Consider the following 20,607-nt stretch of genomic DNA (forward strand, 5'->3'; position numbering starts at 1 on the left):
AAAAAAAACTGGCTGACACTCAGTCTTCGCGAGCAGGCTCGCTCCCACAGGGGAATTGTGTTGGGTTGGAGGGGGAGGCCAGGCTTTGCTCCCACCGCCTGCCCCTGTAATCTGCCCCGGCATTTTCTGCCCGAGGCCTTTTTGATCATGACCATTGCTCTCATCCGTATCGCCGCCGCCCTGCTCATCGGCCCTGACGGCCGGACCCTGCTGGTACGCAAGCGCGGCACCCAGGCCTTCATGCAACCGGGTGGCAAGATCGAAGCCCGTGAGCAACCGGTCCAGGCCCTGGCTCGGGAGCTGGAGGAGGAACTCGGGCTGAGGATCGATCCGGCGCAGGCTCGTCACCTTGGACAGTTCAGCGCGCCGGCTGCCAACGAGCCGGGTTTTACCGTGCAGGCCGAAGTGTTTTTGCTGGACATCGACGCCCCGGTTTCTCCCGCCGCCGAGATCGAGGAAGTCTGTTGGATCGATCCGGCCGGCACCGGCGATTTGTTGCTGGCGCCGTTGACAGGCGAGGTGATCCTGCCGTTTTATCGAGCCACTTGTCTCGCGACCTGCTGATTCAAGACTCAAGGATTGACGCCATGATTCCATTGCCGGACCTGCTGATTTTCGCCGCCGCCGCGTTGTTGATGGTGCTCACGCCCGGCCCGAACATGATCTACCTGATTTCCCGTTCGATCTGTCAGGGCCGCAAGGCCGGCGTCACCTCCTTGCTTGGCGTGGTGGCGGGCTTCTTCGTGCACATGTTCGCCGCGGCGGCGGGGCTGACCGCGGTGTTCCTGGCAGTGCCGATGGCTTATGAAATCCTCAAGTGGGCCGGTGCGCTTTATCTGCTCTGGCTGGCCTGGCAAGCGGTGAAGCCGGGGGCTCGCTCGCCTTTTCAGGCCCAGCAGTTGCCGGCAGACTCGACCCGCAAGCTGATCACCATGGGTTTTCTCACCAGTGCCTTGAACCCGAAGATCGCGGTGTTCTACCTGTCGGTGTTTCCGCAGTTCATCAGCCCGGAGCACGGCTCGCTGTTCACCCAGAGCATCATCCTCGGGCTGACTCAGATCAGCGTGAGCTTCAGCGTCAACCTGCTGATCGCGCTGTTCGCCGCCGGCATCGCCTCGTGGTTTGTCCACAACCCGACCTGGCTGGCGGCGCAGCGCTATTTCATGGGGTTTGTTCTCGGTGCGCTGGCGCTGCGACTGATGCTTGAGCAACGGCGTTCGGCGTGAACATCCGACGGCTGAAGGTGGCGGATGCCCAGGGCTATCGGGAGTTGATGCTCCAGGCCTATGAGTTGCACCCAGAGGCTTTCACCTCCAGTGCCAATGAGCGGGCGACGCTGCCCATCAATTGGTGGGAATCGCGCCTGACCAGCCGGCTCGATGTGATCCTCGGGGCGTTCGTGGTGGACGAACTGGTGGGTATCGTCGGCCTGTCCCTGGAGCCTCGGTTGAAGGCCCGGCACAAGGCGACCCTGTTCGGCATGTACGTCGCCGCAGCCCATCGCCAAGGGGGGCTTGGCCAGCAACTGGTCCAGGCGGCCCTCGCCGAAGCCCGTCGTCACGCCTTTCTGCGGCTGGTGCAACTGACCGTCACCGCCGGCAACGACCCGGCCGTCAAACTCTACCAGCGCAGCGGCTTCGTTTTGTACGGGCTCGAACCGATGGCGATTCGCGTGGGCGATGAGTATTACGACAAGATCCACATGTGGCTTGAACTCTGATCTCACCGAAGATTGGAGTGATGGAGCTTTTGTGGCGAGGGAGCTTGCTCCCGCTGGGCCGGCTGGCGCTCCAGTGCGCAGCAGACCTTTCTTGTGGCCGCTTCGCGCCCAAGCGGGAGCAAGCTCCCTCGCCACAAAAGCGGTCAGCGCACGGCGCTGACGCCGTCGAGTGTCGAGAATGATGTGTCCTTGGCCGTCAGCAAAAAATCGCGCATGTACGGCGCGTCGAGCATGTCGGTGCGCACCGCCGCGTAGAGCGTGGCGAACAGACCTTTCTCACCCAGCCGCTTGGCCTTCACGTAGCCCCGTGAGCTGTATTCATGCAGTGCCCAGTGAGGCATGCCGCAGACGCCCCGGCCGCTGGCAACCAGTTGCATCATCATTACTGTCAGCTCGGAGGTGCGAACCTGGGCCGGTTCGATGTCGGCCGGCTCCAGGAAACGGGTGAAGATGTCCAGCCGATCGCGCTCCACCGGGTAGGTGATCAGGGTTTCGCTGACCAGGTCTTCGGGCACGATGTACGGTTTGCCCGCCAGTCGATGCTGGTTCGCCACCGCGAGCATCGCCTCGTAGGTGAACAGCGGCACATAGGTGATGCCCGCCAGCTCCAGCGGGTCGGAAGTGACCACCAGGTCGAGGTCGCCCCGGGCCAGGGCCGGCAGCGGGGCGAAGGCGAAGCCCGAGGCCAGGTCCAGCTCGACTTCCGGCCAGGCATCGCGGAACTGGTCGATGGTCGGCATTAGCCATTGGAAGCAGCTGTGGCACTCGATGGCCATGTGCAGACGCCCGGCGGTGCCGCCGGCCAGCCGCGCGATGTCCCGCTCGGCGCTGCGCAGCAATGGCAGGGCGGCATCCGCCAGTTGCAACAGGCGTAAGCCGGCGCTGGTGAACCGGACCGGTTTGGTCTTGCGCACGAACAGCTGCATGCCCAGGCGCTCCTCCAGTTCCTTGAACTGGTGGGACAGCGCGGACTGGGTCAGGTGCAGCCGCTCGGCGGCCTCCACCAGGCTGTCGGCTTCGCGCAGGGCGTGCAGGGTCTTCAGGTGACGGAGTTCAAGCACCGGGTGGCTCCATGAGTAAATCTTGTGATAAATACGAAAAGGTTGAGTTTGTCTCATGTGGAGCCGGCTGTCGACAATGACCCAAAATCTACCTGTCGTCACGGTGCTTCAGACGGACCCAAAGGGCTGCTACGCACTGGAGCGCCAGCCGGCCCAGAGGGAGCAAGCTCCCTCGCCACGGAGAATCGGGGATTCAGATAACCACTCGGCAATCTTCATCAAACTGTCACGCAACTGTGGCAGCGCGCTTGAACAAACTTCATCAGACTTGCGCTCTATTGGGGTTCTGCGTTCTGGTGTTTGTTCATGCGTGTATTCATTTTTCTGGCCGCATTGTTGTGCGGCCTGCCGTCGTTGGCGGCTTCTCGTTGTGATGTCAATGTCGCGACCCAACGGGTCGACCTGGACCAGGTAAGCCTGGCGTACCAGAGCATCGGCCGTGCTTCGGATCCCGCGCTGCTGCTGGTGATGGGGCTGGGCGGTCAGTTGATCCATTGGCCGGACGAAGTGGTGGTGGCGCTGTGCGAACAGGGTTTCCGGGTGATTCGCTACGACAACCGGGATGTGGGTCTGTCCGCCTGGCGCCAGGCCCCCGGCACTGCCAACCTGACTTTCGAAGCCTTGCGCTACAAGCTTGGCTTGCCGGTGGCCGCGCCTTATACCTTGACCGACATGGCCGCCGATGGCCTGGGCTTGATGGATGCCTTGCAGGTGCAAAGCTTCCATGTACTGGGCGTGAGCATGGGCGGGATGATCGCCCAGCACATGGCGGCGATGGCGCCGCAACGGGTCGAGAGCCTGACCCTGATCATGACCAGTTCCGGCGCCGCAGGCTTGCCGGCGCCCAGTGAAACGCTGGTGCAGTTGCTGTCACGGCGCAGCGCGCCGAATCGTGAAGTGGCGCTTGAGCAACAGGCCGACCTGCTCGCCGCGCTGGGCAGCCCGATGGTGGTCGATGACCGGCGGGCCTTGCTGCATCAGGCCGCCGTGGCTTACGACCGGGCCTTCAACCCCGAAGGTGTGAAGCGTCAGATCATGGCAATTCTGGCCGAGCCGAGTCGGGTGGCGCTGCTCAATCAATTGCAGGTGCCGACCCTGGTGGTCCATGGCACCGCCGATCCGTTGCTGCCGGTGATGCATGGTGTGCACCTGGCGGCGCACATCCGTGGCAGTCAATTGAAACTGATCCCAGGCCTTGCCCATCGCTTTCAAGAAGCCTTCAAGGAACCCTTGCTGGGCGCGGTGTTGCCCTACTTGCAGCAGCACCGCGAAGACACCTCGCACTGGGCGCAGGTCGAGCCGGCGCAGGCGCCTAATCTGCTTTGATCTTCAAGACTCGCACGATCCCCTGTGGTGAGGGAGCAAGCTCCCTCACCACAGGGACGGCTACCGTGCGCGAGCCTGCTCCACCAGCCATTCCATCAATTCCTGCAACTGCCCAGACACCTGGGCCTTGCGCGGATGAACCAGGTAATAACCCAGCCCGGTCCTGACCTTCAATTCGAACGGCGCCACCAGCCTGCCGGCGCTGAGGTCGTCGCCGATCAGCGACCAGTCGCCAATCGCCACGCCCGTACCCTGGGACGCCATGGACATCGCCAAGTCCAGGGTTTCGAAATGCTGGCCCTTGCTGACGTTGTTCAGGTGGACGCCGGCCTCGGCGAGCCAGGCGTTCCAGTCGCGCTCGTCGGTGGTGGGGTGCAGCAGCAAGTGTTGTTGCAGGTCGGCGGGCGAGCGCAACGGTGCGGGGCCTACCAGCAGCGGCGGGGAGCAGACCGGCGTCAGTTGTTCATCGAACAGCTGCAGGCAGGCCAACGAGGCATCGGGCGGTGGGCCGTAGACGACCGCCGCGTCGAAGGTTTCCCGTTGGAAATTCACGCCGTGCCGGATCGTGGTGGTCAGCTCCACCGGCACGTCTGGCCGTTCCTTTTGCCATTGCAACAGGCGCGGCAGCAGCCAGCGCATCACGCAGGTCGGCGCCTTGAGTTGCAGGGCCTGGCGTTTCTCGCCGATCTGCTCCAGCGCCTCGCCGATCAGGCCGAACACCTGCTGCACCCGCGGCAGCCACGCCTGGCCTTCGGCGGTCAGGCTCAGGCCACGCGCCTGGCGGTGAAACAGCGCGTAACCCAGGTGCGCTTCCAGTCCGGCAATTTGTCGGCTCACCGCACCTTGAGTGATATGCAGCAGTTCCGCCGCACGCGTGAAGTTGCAACACTGGGCGGTGATCAGGAAGGTGTGCAGCGCCGGCAGCGGAGGAAGTCGTTTCATTGAGGCCGAGCCATGACTTGAAGACATGGCTAGTATGACTTTTTATCGATTGTTGTCGCTATGGCCCGACCGTTCCAATAACGCCATTCCCGAAGAAAAAGGCGATGGCAATGGCGACGTGCGGCGAAGTATTGGTCAAGTTACTCGAAGCTTATGGTGTGGAGCAGGTGTTTGGCATTCCTGGCGTGCACACCGTCGAGTTGTATCGCGGGCTGGCCCGTTCGAGCATCCGTCATGTGACGCCGCGTCACGAGCAAGGCGCCGGGTTCATGGCCGACGGTTATGCGCGGGTCAGCGGCAAGCCGGGGGTGTGTTTCATCATCACCGGGCCGGGCATGACCAACATCGCCACCGCCATGGGCCAGGCTTATGCCGACTCGATCCCGATGCTGGTGATCTCCAGCGTGCAGTCACGCAGCCAGTTGGGCGGCGGGCGCGGCAAGTTGCATGAGCTGCCGAACCAGAGTTCGATGGTGGGCGGCGTGGCGGCGTTTTCCCATACGTTGATGTCGGCTGCCGAGTTGCCCGGCGTATTGGCCCGCGCCTTTGCGGTGTTCCAGGCCGGGCGCCCACGGCCGGTGCACATCGAAATCCCGCTGGACGTGCTGGTCGAGGACGCCGATGCGCTGTTGTGCAGGGCACCGGTCCGGGTCAGCCGCGCCGGGGCTGCGCCAGACGCCGTGGAGCAGATGGCGGCATTGCTGGCGACGGCCAGACGGCCACTGATTCTTGCCGGCGGGGGCGCCATCGATGCAGCAGCCGAATTGACCGAACTGGCCGAACGCTTCGGTGCACCGGTGGCGTTGACCATCAATGCCAAGGGCTTGCTGGCGTCCCGGCACCCGTTGCTGATCGGCTCTACCCAGAGCCTGGTCGCGACCCGGGCATTGGTGGCCGAGGCCGATGTGGTGCTGGCCATCGGTACCGAACTGGCCGAGACCGACTATGACGTGACCTTCGCCGGCGGCTTCGAGATTCCCGGTGCGCTGCTGCGCGTCGACATCGACCCCGACCAGACCGTGCGCAATTATCCACCGAAACTGGCGCTGGTGGCCGATGCGCGAAGTGCTGCTCGCGCCTTGCTCGACGCGCAGAGCCTGCAAGCGCCCGCCGCACGCCAGGACGACTGGGGAGTGGCGCGTGTAGCGCGGCTGTGGGCTGAACTCGACCGACTATGGGATGAACCGACTCGCGCCCAGACCGTGTTCCTCGACAGTGTTTTGCAGACGCTGCCCGAGGCGGTTTTTGTCGGCGATTCCACCCAGCCGGTGTACACCGGCAACCTCACCTTCAATCTCGAACAGCCGCGCCGCTGGTTCAACTCCTCGACCGGCTACGGCACCCTCGGCTACGCATTGCCGGCGGCGATCGGCGCCTGGCTTGGCGGTGTCGATAACGCCCATGGCCGCCCGCCGGTGGTGTGCCTGATCGGCGATGGCGGCCTGCAATTCAGCCTGCCGGAACTGGCCAGCGCCGTGGAAGCGCGGGTACCGGTGATCGTATTGCTGTGGAATAACCAGGGCTACGAAGAGATCAGGAAATACATGGTCAACCGTGCCATCGAACCGGTGGGCGTGGACATCTACACGCCGGATTTCATCGGTGTCGCCAAGGCGTTGGGCTGTGATGCCGAGGCGGTTGAGGATGTGCCGTCACTGCGGGTGGCGTTGCTTGCTGCACGTGAGCGGCGGGGGCCGACGTTGATCGAGATTGATCAGGCGCGTTGGAAGCCGGAGTAACTGAGGTGTTGCGGCTGGCCCCTTCGCGAGCAGGCTCGCTCCCACGGATGATTTGTGGCGAACGCCATGTATGCGCACACCAGAGATCCCCTGTGGGAGCGAGCCTGCTCGCGAAGAGGCCGGTAAGCGCTACACAAATCTCAGGTCACACGGTCATCCGCAACCGCGCCAGGTCCCTCAGCGGCGGCGCGCCGAACAGCCGGCTGTATTCGCGGCTGAACTGCGACGGGCTTTCATAACCCACGCGATACCCTGCCGCCGAGGCTTCCAGCCCTTCGGCCAGCATCAGGCGACGGGCTTCCTGCAGGCGCAATTGCTTCTGGTACTGCAACGGGCTCATGGCGGTCATTGCCTTGAAACGATGGTGCAGGGTCGAGACGCTGAGGTTGACTTCCCGGGCCAGGTCGTCGATGCGCAGCGGCTGTTCGAAATGGCCGTTGAGCCATTTGATCGCCTGGCTGATGCGATGGCTCTGGCTGTTGGCAATGGCGATTTCATACAGCCGGTAGCCTTGCGGGCTGCGCAGCAGGCGATAGAGGATTTCCCGGCGCACCAGTGGCGCGAGCATGGCGATGTCTTTCGGGCTGTCCAGCAACCGTGCCAGGCGCAGCACCGCATCGAGCATCGGCGTGTCCAGGCGCTCGACATACAGGCCGCGACCGGCGGGGCGGGTCGGTACGCCCAAGGGACCGGCGTCGGCGATCAGCGCGGTGATTTCCGCCGGGTCGATGTCCAGGCGCAGCGCCAGGATCGGGTGTTCGGGCGACACGTCGGCGATGCACCCGCTCAATGGCATCGAGACCGAGACCACCAGGTAGTGCAACGGGTCGTAGTTGAACAGTTCGTCTGCCAGGCGCACTTGCTTGCTGCCCTGGGCCATGATGCACAGCGCCGGTTGGGCCAGCACCGGGGCAAATCTATGCGGCTGGCTGTGGCGCGACAGGTGCAGCGAACCGATGGCCGTGGCGTAGCTGCCGTCCTCGCTGGTATTGCGTTCGATGATCGATGCCAGCTCGGCGCGCTGTTGTTCCAGGTAAGTGTCCAGCGGGACGTGGGCGTGATCGAGTGGCGACATGCCGAAATCCTCGGATGATAGGGATGCGATGGACGCAGCTTAAATTTGTGCAAGGCGCAGCGGTAGCAACATCCTGTTGAAAGCTTGCCTGATCCTGCACGGCCTGTCGGATCGGGACGGTGCAACCTGCTCGAAACTTGCTTGAAACCTTTTGTTCAAGTTGCGCTGTTTGTGTCGGTTCCAAGCCAGGCCGGCGGCATCTGCGGGCAGGATCGTGCAATGTGTCGGCAGGAATCGACTAACGAAGCTGGCGTCAGGGCGCTTAACCTTTGATCCTGTCGCAGCCCGTCCCCGGCTGCACAACGGATCACCTGGGAGGGTTGAACATGACTACACAGATCCCCGTCAGTCACATGGCTTTCGTGCGGGCACGAGCCGGCTGCAGTCAGCAATTGGGTGCGCGCCTGAGTACCTTGATCACCCCGTCGCGGCAAGCTCCCGGTTGCCTGCACTTCGCCTTGCAGCAATCGCAATGCGACGCCGACCTGTGGCTGGTGTCCGGGCTGTGGACTCACCAGCAGGCGATGGAGGCCTACTTCAATTCCCCGGTAATGGCGATCTTCGCCGAGCTGGTACAGGACCTGGTGGTGAGCAGCCTGGATTTCCATACCTTTCGCGAAGTGTCTGCCGCCAAGGCGACCGAAGGGTGTATGGCGAAGGTACACAAACTGGCCGGTTGAAGGTTTAATGACGGTCATTCCAACCGCCAGGATGCGCATTATGGCACGCAAAGCCTTTGAAACTTTTGAAGCTGTTTCCGCTGTTGTTCCCAAGGAGGGTGGCGGCTATTACGCAGCCATCGCCACCAAGGCCATCGGCAGTCCCGACAAGCCTCGCTTCAACAAAGTGCTCGAAGAGCAGACGTTCGAGACTGCTTTCAAAGCCGATGAAGCGGCTGCCCAGCAGTTGACTCACCTGCAGGCTGTCGACGAGGACGGCGGGTTGGTCTGGTAATCGGGCATGGTTGAGGTTGTTTCCGTGGCGAGGGGATTTATCCCCGCTGGGGCGCGTAGCGCCCCTGAAACCAGCCACCCTGGTATATCAGATGTTCCGCTTTGGGGGCTGCTACGCAGCCCAGCGGGGATAAATCCCCTCGCCACATTTACTTCGGGCGATGCATCCTGAACAACGCTTCCGGCCCCAGCTGGAAATAATCCGCCGGCCCGCCGCCACGCAAAATCGGCTCGGCGGCGGCAGTGTCGTATACCCCATCCTTCAACAGCCATTTGGCGATATGCACGGCGACGACTTCGCCGAGGATCAGCCAGCTCGGTACAAGCGCCTTGTCGGCACGTTGCAGCTGAATGATCTGGGTGACCTTGCATTCGAAGGACACCGGGCTCTCCGCCACGCGCGGTACCTGGATTACCCGCGACGGGGCGGCCGTCAGAGCTGCCAGTTCGAACTCATCGACCTCTGGCGCGACCATTGCGCAGCTCTGGTTCATCTGCTCGGCCAGCGGGCGGGTGGCGAGGTTCCAGGCGAACTCCCCGGTCTGCTCGATATTGTTTAGGCTGTCTTTGCGCCCGACACTTGAGAAACCGATGATCGGCGGAACGTAGTTAAAGGCGTTGAAGAAACTGTAAGGCGCCAGGTTCAGGCGACCTTCGCCGTCCTGGGAAGAAATCCAGCCAATGGGCCGTGGACCGACGATCGCGTTGAACGGATCGTGGGGCAGGCCGTGACCGTTGGCGGGTTCGTAGTAATGGATATCGTCGGGCATGAAGATGTGGAGGTCCGGTGCTTAAAAAGGGAATCCGACGATAGTGCAGTGATCAGCCCGTTTTGTCAGCACCCCGAAAACATGTGGGAGCGAGCTTGCTCGCGATGGCGGCGTATCAGATAAAAATTTCTGTCTGACACACTGTCATCGCGAGCAAGCTCGCTCCCACAGGGTTTAGTGATATACCGGAATCAATTGGTGGACGCCGCATCGGCGCGGTCGGAGCCCTGTGTTGCGACGGTCGGCTCGGTGGCGTGATTTTCATCTTGTCTGGCAACAGAGGCCGAGCCGCTGCGGTCATGGGTGCCGGCGATAAAAGCGGCGGTGCCGGTGCGGTCGAAGCCGTCGTCGGCAAAGGCGCTGGTGGCCAATACGGAGAGGGTCAGGGCGAAAATGAGTTGGGTTTTCATGGTCATGCTCCAATCAATGTTTTGATGGAGATGAGAATGAAGTGCGGTCATTAAGTGAGAATTAATCTCGAAAACCTGGAACGAAAAAGGGGCGAACCCGGTGAGGTCAGCCCCTTCTGTTGCTACGCCTTGACTATCAGTCCGTCACGATTCGCGAGTGCTTGCGGGTGTCTTTCATGGTGATGTAGACCAGCAGCGATACCGCGATGCAGCCTGTCACGTACCAGTAGTAGCCGGTTTCCATGCCGATGCTCTTGAACCACAGCGCGATGTATTCGGCGGTGCCGCCGAAGATCGATACGGTCAGGGCGTACGGCAGGCCGACGCCGAGGGCGCGGATCTCGGTAGGGAACAGCTCGGCTTTCACCACCGCGTTGATCGAGGTGTAGCCGCTGACGATGATCAGCGCGGCCATGATCAGGAAGAACGCGCCCCACCAAGTCTGGATGGTGTGCAGGGTGGTGAGGATCGGCACCGTGAACAACGTGCCCAGGATGCCGAAGGCAATCAGGATCGGCCGGCGACCGATCTTGTCCGACAGCCCACCGATGATCGGTTGCAGGCACATGAACAGGAACAGCGTGGCGGCGGAAATGGTGGTGGAGTCGGAGATGCTCATGCCGACGGTGTTCACCAGGTACTTCTGCATGTAGGTGGTGTAGGTGTAGAACGCCAGCGTACCGCCCATGGTCAGGCCGACCACCGTCAGCAGTTCCTTGGGATGACGCATCAAGGTGCGCATCGCGCTTTCCTTGGCTTTTTCCTTCTTGGTGAACGACTCGGTTTCTTCCATGCCGCGACGCAGGTACAGCGCCACCACTGCGCACAGCGCGCCGATGGCGAACGGGATGCGCCAGCCCCAGGCGTAGAGTTGCTCGGTGGTGAGGACCTGCTGCAGCACGATCAGCACGCCGAGGGCGATGAGCTGGCCGGAGATCAGGGTCACGTACTGGAAGCTGGAGAAAAAACCACGTCGTTCCTTGGTCGCCATCTCGCTCAGGTAGGTGGCCGACGTGCCGTATTCGCCACCCACCGACAAGCCTTGGAGCAAGCGGGCGAAGACCAGCAGGATCGGCGCGCCGACGCCGATGGTTTCGTAGCTCGGGCTCAGGGCGATAATCAGCGAGCCGAAGCACATCAGGTACACAGAGGCCATCAACGCGCGTTTACGGCCGGCGCGGTCGGCGTACAGGCCCATCAGCCAGCCGCCGATCGGGCGCATCAGGAAGCCGACGGCGAAGATCGCGGCAGTGTTGAGCAGTTGGGCGGTGGTGTCGCCCTTGGGGAAGAAGGCTTTGGCGAAGTACAACGAGAAAGCGGCATAGACGTACCAGTCGTACCACTCGACCATGTTGCCGACCGAGCCGCTGAAGATCGATTTGATCCGGCTGGCGGTGGTTCTTTCACGGGCGGGCACGGCAGCCGACCCAATGGGCAGGGCGTTGGAGTTATCCATTGAAGGATCCTTCGTTTAATTGTTTTTGTGGAGCGCGTGTGAACGCAGCCTGCCAGGGCTATAGCAGGAGCTGTGCCAGGTGGCGGAGGGCCGGTTTAGAGGGGTTTATGGCGGCATATAAGCGGAAATCCGCTTATTGTGGCTAAGGGGTTGGGCGGAAATCCGCTTATCAAGTGATGTGTCTGGGCCTCTTCGCGAGCAGGCAGCGGAAAAAATCAGCGCTCCTGCAAAAACATCTCCCGATTTAATCCATGCCGCTGCATCTTTTCATTGAAGGTACGGCGCGGCAGTTGCAGCTCTTCGAGCACGGCTTTCACGTCGCCCTTGTGTCGCGCGAGGGCGGCGCGCAGGCATTGCGCTTCGAAGGCTTCCTGCCGGGCCGCCAGGGATTGGCCGGGCGCCGCATCCTCGACGGGCAGTTGATCCAGGCCCAGCACCTGGCGTTCGGCGACGTTGGCCAGTTCGCGCACGTTGCCCGGCCAGTCATGGCTGAGCAAATGGCTCAGTTGCGGGCCGCTCAGCGGCGTTGCCGGGCGGCCCAGGCGTTCGGCGGCGCTGTGGGCGAAATGCTCGAACAGCAAGGGGATGTCTTCGCGTCGTTCCCGCAGCGGCGGCAGGCGCAGTTCGGCGATATTCAGCCGATAGGCCAGGTCTTCGCGGAACCGCCCGGCACGGGCTTCGTCCAACAGGTCCGGTTTAGTCGCGGCAATGATGCGCAGGTCCACCGGGATGCTCTGGTTGGAGCCCAGGCGCTCGAGTTTCTTTTCCTGCAGAACCCGCAGCAACTTGGCCTGTTGCGCCAGGGGCATGCTTTCGATTTCATCAAGAAACAGCGTGCCGCCATCGGCATATTCGAGCTTGCCGATGCGTTTGCCCTGGGCGCCGGTGAACGCGCCGCTTTCATGGCCGAACAGTTCGGCCTCGAACAGCGGCTCGGGAATGGCCGCACAGTTCAGCGCCACGAAAGGCTTGCTCGCCCTTGGGCCGAAATCATGCAGGCAGCGGGCGACCAGTTCCTTGCCACTGCCGGTTTCGCCGCGAATCAACACGTTGACTGGCAGGGTCGCCAGGTCCAGCACCTGGCGGCGCAGGTTCTGCAAAGGCCGGGAGACGCCCAGCAGCGTGGTGTCCAGCCGGGCCTTGGCGTCGGCCTGCTCGTGCAGTCGCCGGTTCTCCAGCACCAGGAAACGTTTATCGAGGGCGCGACGCAGGCTGCCCAGCAGGGCTTCAGGGCTGAAGGGTTTTTCCAGGAAGTCGTAGGCCCCGTCGCGCATGGCTTCCACCGCCATCGGTACATCGCCGTGACCGGTCAACAGAATCACCGGCAGGTCGGGGTCGCGCTTGCGTACTTCGGCCAACAGTTCCAGGCCGGTGAGCCCAGGCATGCGCACGTCACTCAGGATCACCCCGGCAAAATTCTCCGGCAACTGCCCCAGGCAGTCTTCGGCGCGGCTGAACAACTGCACGCGGAATCCGGACAGGCTCAGCCACTGCTCTACGGCACTGCGGATACTGCTCTCGTCATCGATGACTATGACCGAATCAAGCATGCAACGGCGCCTCCGGATCGATGGGCAAGGTGACGCAGAATACCGCGCCGTTTTCGTGATTGCCCGCTGTCAGCCGCCCGCCGGATTCATGAATGATCGCAAACGACACCGCCAGGCCCAGGCCCAGGCCATCGCCGACGGCCTTGGTGGTGAAAAAGGGATCGAACACCTGGGCCAGGTGCTCTTCGGCAATTCCGCCGCCGCTGTCTTTCACCGTCAGGCACCACAACTGCTCATCGGCCTGCAAGCGCACTTCCAGGCGCTTGATCGGTTGGTCGACCATCGCGTCGAGAGCGTTGCGCAGCAGGTTGATCAGCACCTGTTCGAGGCGGATCGCGTCGCCGCGAACCCAGGCCGGGCGGGCCAGGTGCAACACCGTGCTGACGTGTTCATCGCGCAGGCGTGTCTCCAGCAATTGCAGGGCCTGGTCGACCACCGCTGCCAGGTCCAGGCGCTCTCGCAGGCCGCTCGGGCTTTTGCGGGCAAAGGTTTTGAGGTGGCCGGTGAGGGCCGCCATGCGTGTGAGCATGTCATCCACCGGTTTGAGCGCCTTGTAGGCGTCCTCCACCCGACCATGGTCGAGCAACAGGCGCAGGGTCGCCAGCTGCATGCGCTGGGCGGTCAGCGGCTGGTTGATCTCGTGGGCCAGTGCTGCCGACATCTGCCCCAGGGCCGCGAGCTTGGCCGATTGCACCAGGCCGTCCTGGGCAGTGCGCAGTTCACGCGTGCGTTCCTCCACCAGCCGTTCGAGTTCCTCGCGGCTGCGTTGACGCAGTCTTGCCAGGCGCCAGCGCTGGTTGAGAAACAGCAGCAGGAACACCAGCGCCAGCCACAACCCGGCGGCGGCGAGCCCGGCGTTGCGCAGGTCTTCAAAGGCGATCTGCGGCCTGCGCAACAAATGCAAGGTCCAGCCTTCGCCGGTCAACGGCAGGGATTCCCAGAGATAGTCCGCCGCGCCATCGGGCGCTTCGACCCGGGCCAGATGGCTGTTGTCGTCGAAGCGTCGCAGCGGATCGAAGGCCAGGGGCTGCAGCGGTTGCTTGTCGTATTGACGGGTAGCCTTGAGTTCGGCGCGGTCGCTGTCGGCCAGTGGGCGCAGGTGGCGATAACGCCAGCCCGGGCGGTTGGCAATGAAAATGATGCCGCGCGCATCGCTGACCAGCAAGGTGTCGCTGCCCTGGCGCCACTCGCGCTCCAGCTCCGGGAACTCCAGCTTCACGACCATGGCGCCTTGGAACTCGCCGTTGTCGCCGGTTACCGCGCTCGACAGGAAATAGCCGGGGATGCCACTGGTCACGCCCACGGCATAAAACCGCCCGGTGCCTTGGGTGCGGGTCTGGATGAAGTAGGGACGAAAACCATAATTGTGGCCGACATAGCTGCTCGGCAGCCGCCAGTTGCTGGCCGCTACGGCCAGGCCGGTATGGTCCAGCAATTCCAGGGTGGAGGACTGCGCGGCGCCGTTGATCTTTTCCAGCTTGCGATTCAGTTCATCCTGTTGCGCCGCACTGACCGGGCCCTTCAGGGCATCGCGCAGTTGTGGGTCCAGCGCCAGCACGGAGGGCAGGGCACGGTAGCGTTCAATCAGGGTATGAAGGGAGTTGGCGTACAGCGCCAGTTGCTGGCTGGCACGGCTGGCGTCCTCTTCCAGGGCCGCGCGTTCGGCGTGACGCACGGCGAGGGTGGCGGCGATGGCAGCGCCAGTGAGAATCAGCAGGGTGTACAGCGACAGGCGCAGGGTACGGGTAGTCGGCATGCTGGCGTAAACCAGTGGAAAGTCGGGCGGGCAAGATAGCATGCTGGATCGGCTTCGGGCCTGCACCACCGCCATCGCGAGCAAGCTCCTACGCTGGGTCTGCGGTGACCCAACCCTTGTGGGAGCGAGCCTGCTCGCGAAAACGGTGGAACACTCTGCATTGATGTCGACTGACAAAGCGCTTTCGCGAGCAGGCTCGCTCCCACAGGTTTTGATTGTGGTATGTCTAGTCCTGAAATAGGTTTACACCTGTTTCATCTCAAAGCGCCCGATGCACCGCATCGGGCGTTTTGTATTTCAGAGCCAAATGAGGTCGCTTACGGTTATAAATTTCTATCGACTCCTCGACCACGCGCTTGGCTTGGGCAAGGTCTTTGGGACGGTGTAAAAGAAACTCCGTTTTCAGAATCCCATTCACCCGTTCCGCTAGGGCGTTCTGGTAGCAGTCATAGCCATCAGTCATCGAGCATTTGATGCCGTGCTTGGCATGCAGCCTCTGGTAGAGATCAGAACAGTATTGCGAGCCCCGATCAGAGTGATGTACCAGCGGCTGATTGCTTCTTCGATGCCGAAGGGCTTTGGTCATTGCCTGGATGACTGACTCGGTATGCAGGCTTTCATGCACATGATGGCCGACTATTTTGCGCGAGAACGCATCAGTGACCAGGCTCACATAAGCGACGCTTTGTTCGGTAGGCAAGTAGGTTATATCTGCTACCCATACCTGTTCAGGACCCGTGGCAGTGACTTGGTCAGGGCCGGGTTTGAGCCGATTCGGATGTCGACGGAAGCGATGATGACTATCGGTAGTCTTGTGATAAGCGCGTTTGCGTAGGACCAGTTGTCGATGGTCTCGCAAGATATCGAACAACCGATCTCGACCTACCGTTCGCGTCAGTTCAGGTTCGGCTTGCATAAGGCCATGCAGCTTACGAGTGCCCAACCGGGGCATTTCAAGACGAGTCTCCAACACAAATCCCAGCACTCTTTGCGTATGTCTGGCTTGTGCGTCGTAAGCTCGATTGCGCTTGTAGTAGGCCTGCCGAGAGATGCCTAGAAACTGGCAAGCCCTGGTAATGCTCAGGCCTTCGATTTGCCCTTGGGTGAGGACTTGCCGGATCGCTTTTTTACGACAGAAACACCGTAATCGTTTTTCAGCACGTCAACGACAGCTTCAAAAAATTGGGCTTTCTGGTTGGCAAGGGCCAGCTTTTCTTCCAGCTCCTTGATTCGCTGCTCTGGTGTCAGCGGCAAATTTGGCTCGGCCATCGGTCGGTTCCTCTGGGCACGAATGGAGGCGCCTTGACTCCAGTCCTGCCGTCCATGCTTGCGTAACCACACCAACACAGTCGACCGACCCTGAATCCCATAACGCCGTTGAGCCTCTTTATAACTCAGTTCGCCCTTTTCAACTTGATCGACGACCGCCAATTTAAAGCCCAGCGTGTAGTCACGCTGACTGCGCCTTTTTCCTGATTCCATTGGTTCCTCCTGAGGATAGGTCAGAAGGTGTAAACCTTATTCAGGACGAGACAGTATTTACAAAAAAGGCCGGTGAGCTTGTCGCCCACCGGCCTTTTTCACAACGGCAAAATGCGCGTTACTGCACTTCGACCGCCAGGCTTTCGCTGATCTTCTGCTGCCAGATCGCCGGACCGGTGATGTGCACCGACTCGCCCTTGCTGTCAACCGCAACGGTCACCGGCATGTCCTTGACCTCGAACTCGTAGATCGCTTCCATCCCCAGTTCGGCGAAGGCCAGGACCTTGGATTTCTTGATCGCCTGGGCCACCAGGTAAGCGGCACCGCCGACGGCCATCAGGTAGACCGCCTTGTTGTCCTTGATCGCTTCGATGGCGGTCGGGCCGCGCTCGGATTTGCCGATCATGCCCAACAGGCCGGTCTGCTCGAGGATCTGGCGGGTGAACTTGTCCATCCGCGTGGCGGTGGTCGGGCCGGCCGGGCCAACCACTTCGTCGCCGACCGGGTCGACCGGGCCAACGTAGTAGATGAAGCGGCCCTTGAGGTCCACCGGCAGGGTTTCACCTTTGTTCAGCATCTCGACCATGCGCTTGTGCGCCGCGTCGCGACCGGTGAGCATCTTGCCGTTGAGCAATACCGTTTCGCCCGGCTTCCAGCTCTGCACTTCTTCCGGGGTCAGGGTGTCGAGGTTCACGCGACGCGCCGACGGACCCGCTTCCCAGACGATTTCCGGGTAGGCGTCCAGCGGTGGCGCTTCCAGCGAGGCCGGGCCGCTGCCGTCGAGCACGAAGTGGGCATGACGGGTGGCGGCGCAGTTGGGGATCATGCACACCGGCAGGGAAGCGGCGTGGGTCGGGTAATCCATGATCTTCACGTCGAGCACGGTCGTCAGGCCGCCCAGGCCCTGGGCACCGATGCCCAGTTGGTTGACCTTCTCGAACAGCTCCAGGCGCATCTCTTCGATACGGTTCTGCGGGCCGCGGGCCTTGAGCTCGTGGATGTCGATGGATTCCATCAACACTTCCTTGGCCATCACCGCGGCTTTCTCGGCGGTGCCACCGATGCCGATGCCGAGCATGCCCGGTGGGCACCAGCCGGCGCCCATGGTCGGAACGGTCTTGAGTACCCAATCGACGATGGAGTCGGACGGGTTGAGCATGGCCATCTTCGACTTGTTCTCGGAGCCGCCGCCCTTGGCCGCCACGTCCACTTCCACGGTGTTGCCCGGGACAATGGAGTAGTGGATGACCGCCGGGGTGTTGTCCTTGGTGTTCCTGCGCGCGCCTGCCGGGTCGGCGAGGATCGATGCGCGCAGGACGTTTTCCGGCAGGTTGTAGGCGCGACGCACGCCCTCGTTGATCATGTCGTCCAGGCCCATGGTCGCGCCATCCCAACGCACGTCCATGCCCACGCGCACGAACACGGTCACGATGCCGGTGTCCTGGCAGATCGGCCGGTGGCCGGTGGCGCACATGCGCGAGTTGATCAGGATCTGCGCCATGGAATCACGGGCCGCCGGCGATTCTTCTCGCAGGTAGGCCTCGTGCATCGCCTGGATGAAATCCACGGGGTGGTAATAGGAAATGAACTGCAAGGCGTCGGCGACGCTCTGTATCAGGTCATCTTGCTTGATCACGGTCATGAGTCGCGCTCCTCTCTAAAGACGGGAACATTCTATAAGGCAGCTTCGAGCTGCAAGCTTCAAGCGGCAAGCTGAAGCAGTATGCGTACTGCTCTGAACTTGCCGCTTGGAGCTAGCGGCTTGCAGCTGACCTCAGGTCAAGGCACGCCGGGCATGCTGGCGCGACGCTAAAAAGGCGCGGCAGTATATCGCAGGCACGCAGCCTGTGGGAGCGAGCTTGCTCGCGATGGCGACCTGCGGGTTGAAGGGCTGGAATGCACCCCGTGGCGAGGGAGCTTGCTCCCGCTCGGTTGCGCAGCGACCGCAAAATCTTGGGGCCGCTACGCAGCCCAGCGGGAGCAAGCTCCCTCGCCACGGGGGGCAGCGTCGGGGTTGGCAGATGCGTCAATCTGGGCCATTGCTTTGACGCCATTTTTCTGCGCCAGAATTGAATGGTCATTTGCCGAACACGCCACTAAAGTGGCGTCTGGCCTGTAGCGTAGGACGCCTCTGTCAGTCTCCTTTCCCATGGTGAGTCACCGATTGACCCATAACGCCATCCAACGTCTTTTGCTTAAACGCTTTGCCCTCGCAGCCACGACTTATGCGCTGGCACTGGTATTGTTGTGGCTGGCGTTTTTCAGTGGTCATTACCTCGACACATTGCGTGGCGTCATTGTTGGCAGCCTGTTGGTCGTGCTGTGCCAGGCTGGTCTGTTCACGCTGTTCATCACCGACCGCAACCTGCGATTCGCCGACCCCAGCCTCACGGAAATACAGGTCTGGATCGGCCTGGGCTGGCAGACCTGGATGATGGCGCACCTGGACCAGGCCCGGGGCGTGTTCCTGGTGTTCTATGTGCTGATCCTGCTGTTCGGGCTGTTTCACCTGTCCCGCCGGGCCTTTGTGCGTTGCGCGACGCTGGTTTTCATCAGCTTCACCGGGATCACGCTCTGGGACGGTTATTTCTTTCGCCTGCCCGATCCGACGCTGGCCGGTCTGCAGGTCTGCGTACTGTTCATCGTGCTGGTGTGGCTGGTGTTGTACGCCCGCTACGTCCAGACCTCGCGTCAGCGCATGCGCCAGCGTCGGTTTGCCTTGCAGGCGCACCAGGACACATTGCGCGGCATGATGCGCCAGCTCGAAGACCTGGTGGCCACCGATGAACTGACCGGCCTGTTCAACCGCCGGCACTTCCTGCGCCTGGCCGGCCGCGAGCTCAATACCCTCAGGCCCGGCGTCGCCCATGGCCTGGCCTTGATCGACCTCGACCATTTCAAGCGCATCAACGACCTGCATGGCCATGCCGCGGGCGACCAGGTGTTGCAGGCTTTCGCCGCTGTCGCCACGGCGTGCCTGCGCGAGGGCGATGTGCTGGCCCGTTACGGTGGCGAGGAGTTTGTCATGCTGCTCCCCGCTTGCGATCCCGCGCGCCTGACGGCCTGTTGCGAGCGACTCCGGCTGGCGTTCACCGAGGTTCGATTGGTCGATCTGCCGGTGGGCAACCTCAGTTTGTCGGTGGGGATGACCATGCTGGAAATCGGCGATGACCTGGACAGCGCCTTGCAGCGCGCCGACCAGGCCTTGTACCGTGCCAAGCGGGACGGTCGCAACCGTTGCGCCGCCGCCTGGGAGAACGTCGATGCCTGAACTGAAAGTCGCCGACCGGCAATGGACGGTGGCGGCTGGCGGCAACCTGCTGGACGCGCTTAACCACGGCGGCGTGCCGGTGCCCTATAGCTGCCGTGCCGGCAGTTGCCATGCCTGCCTGGTGCAATGTGTGAAGGGGGATGTGCGTGACAGCCGTCCCGACGCCCTGAGCCCGGCGCAGCGAGATAACGGCTGGCGCCTGGCATGCCAGTGCCAGGTAATCGAAGACGTGCAGATCCACACCTTTGATCCGCAGCGCGACGGCCAGGCCGCCGCGGTGGACGCGGTGGATTGGCTGGGGGCTGACGTGCTACGCCTGCGCATCAGCCCGCAACGACCACTGCGTTATCGAGCCGGGCAACATCTGGTGTTGTGGGCCGGTGACGTGGCCCGGCCGTACTCCCTGGCGAGCCTGCCCGAAGATGATCGTTTTCTGGAGTTTCACCTCGATTGTCGCGAGCCCGGCCAATTCGTCGACGCGGCGCGACAACTGAGCACCGGAGACCCGATCCGCCTCGGCGAACTGCGCGGCGGCGCGCTGCATTACGACGCCGACTGGCACGATCGGCCGCTCTGGCTGCTGGCCGCTGGCACCGGCCTGGCACCGCTGTTCGGCATCCTCCGTGAAGCCCTGCGCCAGCAACACCAAGGCACGATTCGGCTGATTCACGTGGCCCATGATGAGGCCGGGCATTACCTGGACAAACCTCTGAAGGCATTGGCGGCCAAACACCCCAACCTGAGTATCGAGCTGTTGACCGCGGTCGAGGCGCCGGAGGCGCTCGCGCAACTGCGCCTGGCTTCGCGCCAGACCCAGGCCCTGGTGTGCGGTCATCCGGACCGGGTCGAGGCGTTTGCCAAGCGTTTGTACCTGGCGGGGCTGCCGCGTAACCAGTTGCTGGCGGATGTGTTTCTGACCCGGGAGGATGGCGGCGTCTGACAGATCGCCATCGCGAGCAAGCTCGCTCCCACATTGGATCGGCGGCGTGCACATACCCTGTGGGAGCGAGCTTGCTCGCGATGGCGGTGGATCAGCCACCTACTTTCCCAAAGCCAGAAACCAAAAAGCCCCGCCATTCACATGGCGGGGCTTTTG

The 20,607-nt window shown here is 62.4% G+C and carries 19 protein-coding genes; 9 read left to right on the top strand and 10 right to left on the bottom strand.

Annotation, left to right across the window (positions count from 1 at the left end; all coding sequences use genetic code 11):
- Nucleotides 1–147 precede the first annotated feature (147 nt).
- Genes J3P97_RS05180 through J3P97_RS05190 form a run of 3 tightly spaced genes read left to right on the top strand, consistent with a single transcriptional unit; the run spans nucleotide 148 to nucleotide 1,720 of the window.
- The gene (locus tag J3P97_RS05180; protein ID WP_434602925.1) at nucleotides 148–564 is read left to right on the top strand and encodes an NUDIX hydrolase; all 417 of its coding nucleotides are present in this window, start codon (nucleotides 148–150) and stop codon (nucleotides 562–564) included.
- A 23-nt stretch (nucleotides 565–587) separates the two neighbouring features.
- The gene (locus J3P97_RS05185; protein WP_434602926.1) at nucleotides 588–1,226 is read left to right on the top strand and encodes a LysE family translocator; all 639 of its coding nucleotides are present in this window, start codon (nucleotides 588–590) and stop codon (nucleotides 1,224–1,226) included.
- Nucleotides 1,223–1,720, top strand: a complete 498-nt coding sequence (locus J3P97_RS05190) for a GNAT family N-acetyltransferase (RefSeq protein WP_434673624.1) — start codon at nucleotides 1,223–1,225, stop codon at nucleotides 1,718–1,720. Before J3P97_RS05185 ends, J3P97_RS05190 begins: the two co-directional genes overlap by 4 nt.
- Nucleotides 1,721–1,863: 143 nt before the next feature.
- On the opposite strand, the gene metR is transcribed toward J3P97_RS05190, so the two are convergent.
- A complete protein-coding gene (gene metR, locus J3P97_RS05195; protein ID WP_053124730.1) occupies nucleotides 1,864–2,781 on the bottom strand; it encodes a transcriptional regulator MetR in 918 nt (305 codons plus the stop codon).
- Nucleotides 2,782–3,087: 306 nt separating this feature from the next.
- Between metR and J3P97_RS05200 the strand changes: the two genes are divergently transcribed.
- On the top strand, nucleotides 3,088–4,107 hold the full coding sequence (locus J3P97_RS05200; RefSeq protein WP_434673625.1) for an alpha/beta fold hydrolase: 1,020 nt from the start codon (nucleotides 3,088–3,090) through the stop codon (nucleotides 4,105–4,107).
- Between the two features lie 60 nt (nucleotides 4,108–4,167).
- On the opposite strand, the gene J3P97_RS05205 is transcribed toward J3P97_RS05200, so the two are convergent.
- On the bottom strand, nucleotides 4,168–5,049 hold the full coding sequence (locus J3P97_RS05205) for a LysR substrate-binding domain-containing protein (RefSeq protein WP_434673626.1): 882 nt from the start codon (nucleotides 5,047–5,049) through the stop codon (nucleotides 4,168–4,170).
- A gap of 110 nt (nucleotides 5,050–5,159) precedes the next feature.
- Here J3P97_RS05205 and J3P97_RS05210 point away from each other — a divergent pair, with 110 nt between their 5' ends.
- Nucleotides 5,160–6,788 carry a 5-guanidino-2-oxopentanoate decarboxylase gene (locus J3P97_RS05210; RefSeq protein ID WP_434673627.1) on the top strand — a complete coding sequence of 543 codons (1,629 nt, stop codon included), beginning with the start codon at nucleotides 5,160–5,162 and terminating at the stop codon, nucleotides 6,786–6,788.
- A gap of 145 nt (nucleotides 6,789–6,933) precedes the next feature.
- Here J3P97_RS05210 and J3P97_RS05215 read toward each other — a convergent pair whose 3' ends face one another.
- On the bottom strand, nucleotides 6,934–7,863 hold the full coding sequence (locus J3P97_RS05215; protein ID WP_434602929.1) for an AraC family transcriptional regulator: 930 nt from the start codon (nucleotides 7,861–7,863) through the stop codon (nucleotides 6,934–6,936).
- Nucleotides 7,864–8,189: 326 nt separating this feature from the next.
- On the opposite strand from J3P97_RS05215, the gene J3P97_RS05220 reads away from it, so the two are divergent.
- Nucleotides 8,190–8,543: a putative quinol monooxygenase gene (locus J3P97_RS05220; RefSeq protein WP_434673628.1), complete on the top strand. Its 354-nt coding sequence runs from the start codon at nucleotides 8,190–8,192 to the stop codon at nucleotides 8,541–8,543.
- A 40-nt stretch (nucleotides 8,544–8,583) separates the two neighbouring features.
- Nucleotides 8,584–8,817: a hypothetical protein gene (locus J3P97_RS05225; RefSeq protein WP_434674508.1), complete on the top strand. Its 234-nt coding sequence runs from the start codon at nucleotides 8,584–8,586 to the stop codon at nucleotides 8,815–8,817.
- Between the two features lie 148 nt (nucleotides 8,818–8,965).
- Here the strand turns inward: J3P97_RS05225 and J3P97_RS05230 are convergent, their stop codons facing one another.
- The 7 genes from J3P97_RS05230 to J3P97_RS05260 all read right to left on the bottom strand — a co-directional run bounded on the left by J3P97_RS05230 (nucleotide 8,966) and on the right by J3P97_RS05260 (nucleotide 17,882).
- The gene (locus J3P97_RS05230; protein WP_434602930.1) at nucleotides 8,966–9,586 is read right to left on the bottom strand and encodes a flavin reductase family protein; all 621 of its coding nucleotides are present in this window, start codon (nucleotides 9,584–9,586) and stop codon (nucleotides 8,966–8,968) included.
- A 191-nt stretch (nucleotides 9,587–9,777) separates the two neighbouring features.
- A complete protein-coding gene (locus tag J3P97_RS05235; RefSeq protein ID WP_434602931.1) occupies nucleotides 9,778–9,996 on the bottom strand; it encodes a hypothetical protein in 219 nt (72 codons plus the stop codon).
- Between the two features lie 136 nt (nucleotides 9,997–10,132).
- On the bottom strand, nucleotides 10,133–11,452 hold the full coding sequence (locus tag J3P97_RS05240) for an MFS transporter (protein ID WP_305496467.1): 1,320 nt from the start codon (nucleotides 11,450–11,452) through the stop codon (nucleotides 10,133–10,135).
- A gap of 215 nt (nucleotides 11,453–11,667) precedes the next feature.
- Nucleotides 11,668–13,002: a sigma-54-dependent transcriptional regulator gene (locus J3P97_RS05245; RefSeq protein ID WP_434673629.1), complete on the bottom strand. Its 1,335-nt coding sequence runs from the start codon at nucleotides 13,000–13,002 to the stop codon at nucleotides 11,668–11,670.
- The gene (locus J3P97_RS05250; protein ID WP_434673630.1) at nucleotides 12,995–14,758 is read right to left on the bottom strand and encodes a sensor histidine kinase; all 1,764 of its coding nucleotides are present in this window, start codon (nucleotides 14,756–14,758) and stop codon (nucleotides 12,995–12,997) included. The genes J3P97_RS05245 and J3P97_RS05250 overlap by 8 nt, the downstream gene beginning before the upstream one ends.
- A gap of 259 nt (nucleotides 14,759–15,017) precedes the next feature.
- A protein-coding gene (locus J3P97_RS05255; protein ID WP_434673180.1) for an IS3 family transposase occupies nucleotides 15,018–16,240 on the bottom strand; the annotation gives its coding sequence in 2 pieces (ribosomal slippage) (nucleotides 15,018–15,889 and nucleotides 15,889–16,240; 1,224 coding nt in all).
- A 118-nt stretch (nucleotides 16,241–16,358) separates the two neighbouring features.
- Complete coding sequence (locus J3P97_RS05260; RefSeq protein ID WP_305496463.1) at nucleotides 16,359–17,882, bottom strand: fumarate hydratase; 1,524 nt, start codon at nucleotides 17,880–17,882, stop codon at nucleotides 16,359–16,361.
- A gap of 522 nt (nucleotides 17,883–18,404) precedes the next feature.
- On the opposite strand from J3P97_RS05260, the gene J3P97_RS05265 reads away from it, so the two are divergent.
- Together J3P97_RS05265 and J3P97_RS05270 are read left to right on the top strand one after the other, a co-directional pair.
- On the top strand, nucleotides 18,405–19,511 hold the full coding sequence (locus J3P97_RS05265; protein ID WP_434569654.1) for a diguanylate cyclase domain-containing protein: 1,107 nt from the start codon (nucleotides 18,405–18,407) through the stop codon (nucleotides 19,509–19,511).
- Nucleotides 19,504–20,451 carry an iron-sulfur-binding ferredoxin reductase gene (locus J3P97_RS05270; RefSeq protein WP_434673631.1) on the top strand — a complete coding sequence of 316 codons (948 nt, stop codon included), beginning with the start codon at nucleotides 19,504–19,506 and terminating at the stop codon, nucleotides 20,449–20,451. The genes J3P97_RS05265 and J3P97_RS05270 overlap by 8 nt, the downstream gene beginning before the upstream one ends.
- The last annotated feature ends 156 nt before the right edge of the window (nucleotides 20,452–20,607 follow it).

Origin of the sequence: Pseudomonas sp. R1-15, from assembly GCF_051132085.1 — a bacterium.
Taxonomy (GTDB): Bacteria; Pseudomonadota; Gammaproteobacteria; order Pseudomonadales; family Pseudomonadaceae; genus Aquipseudomonas.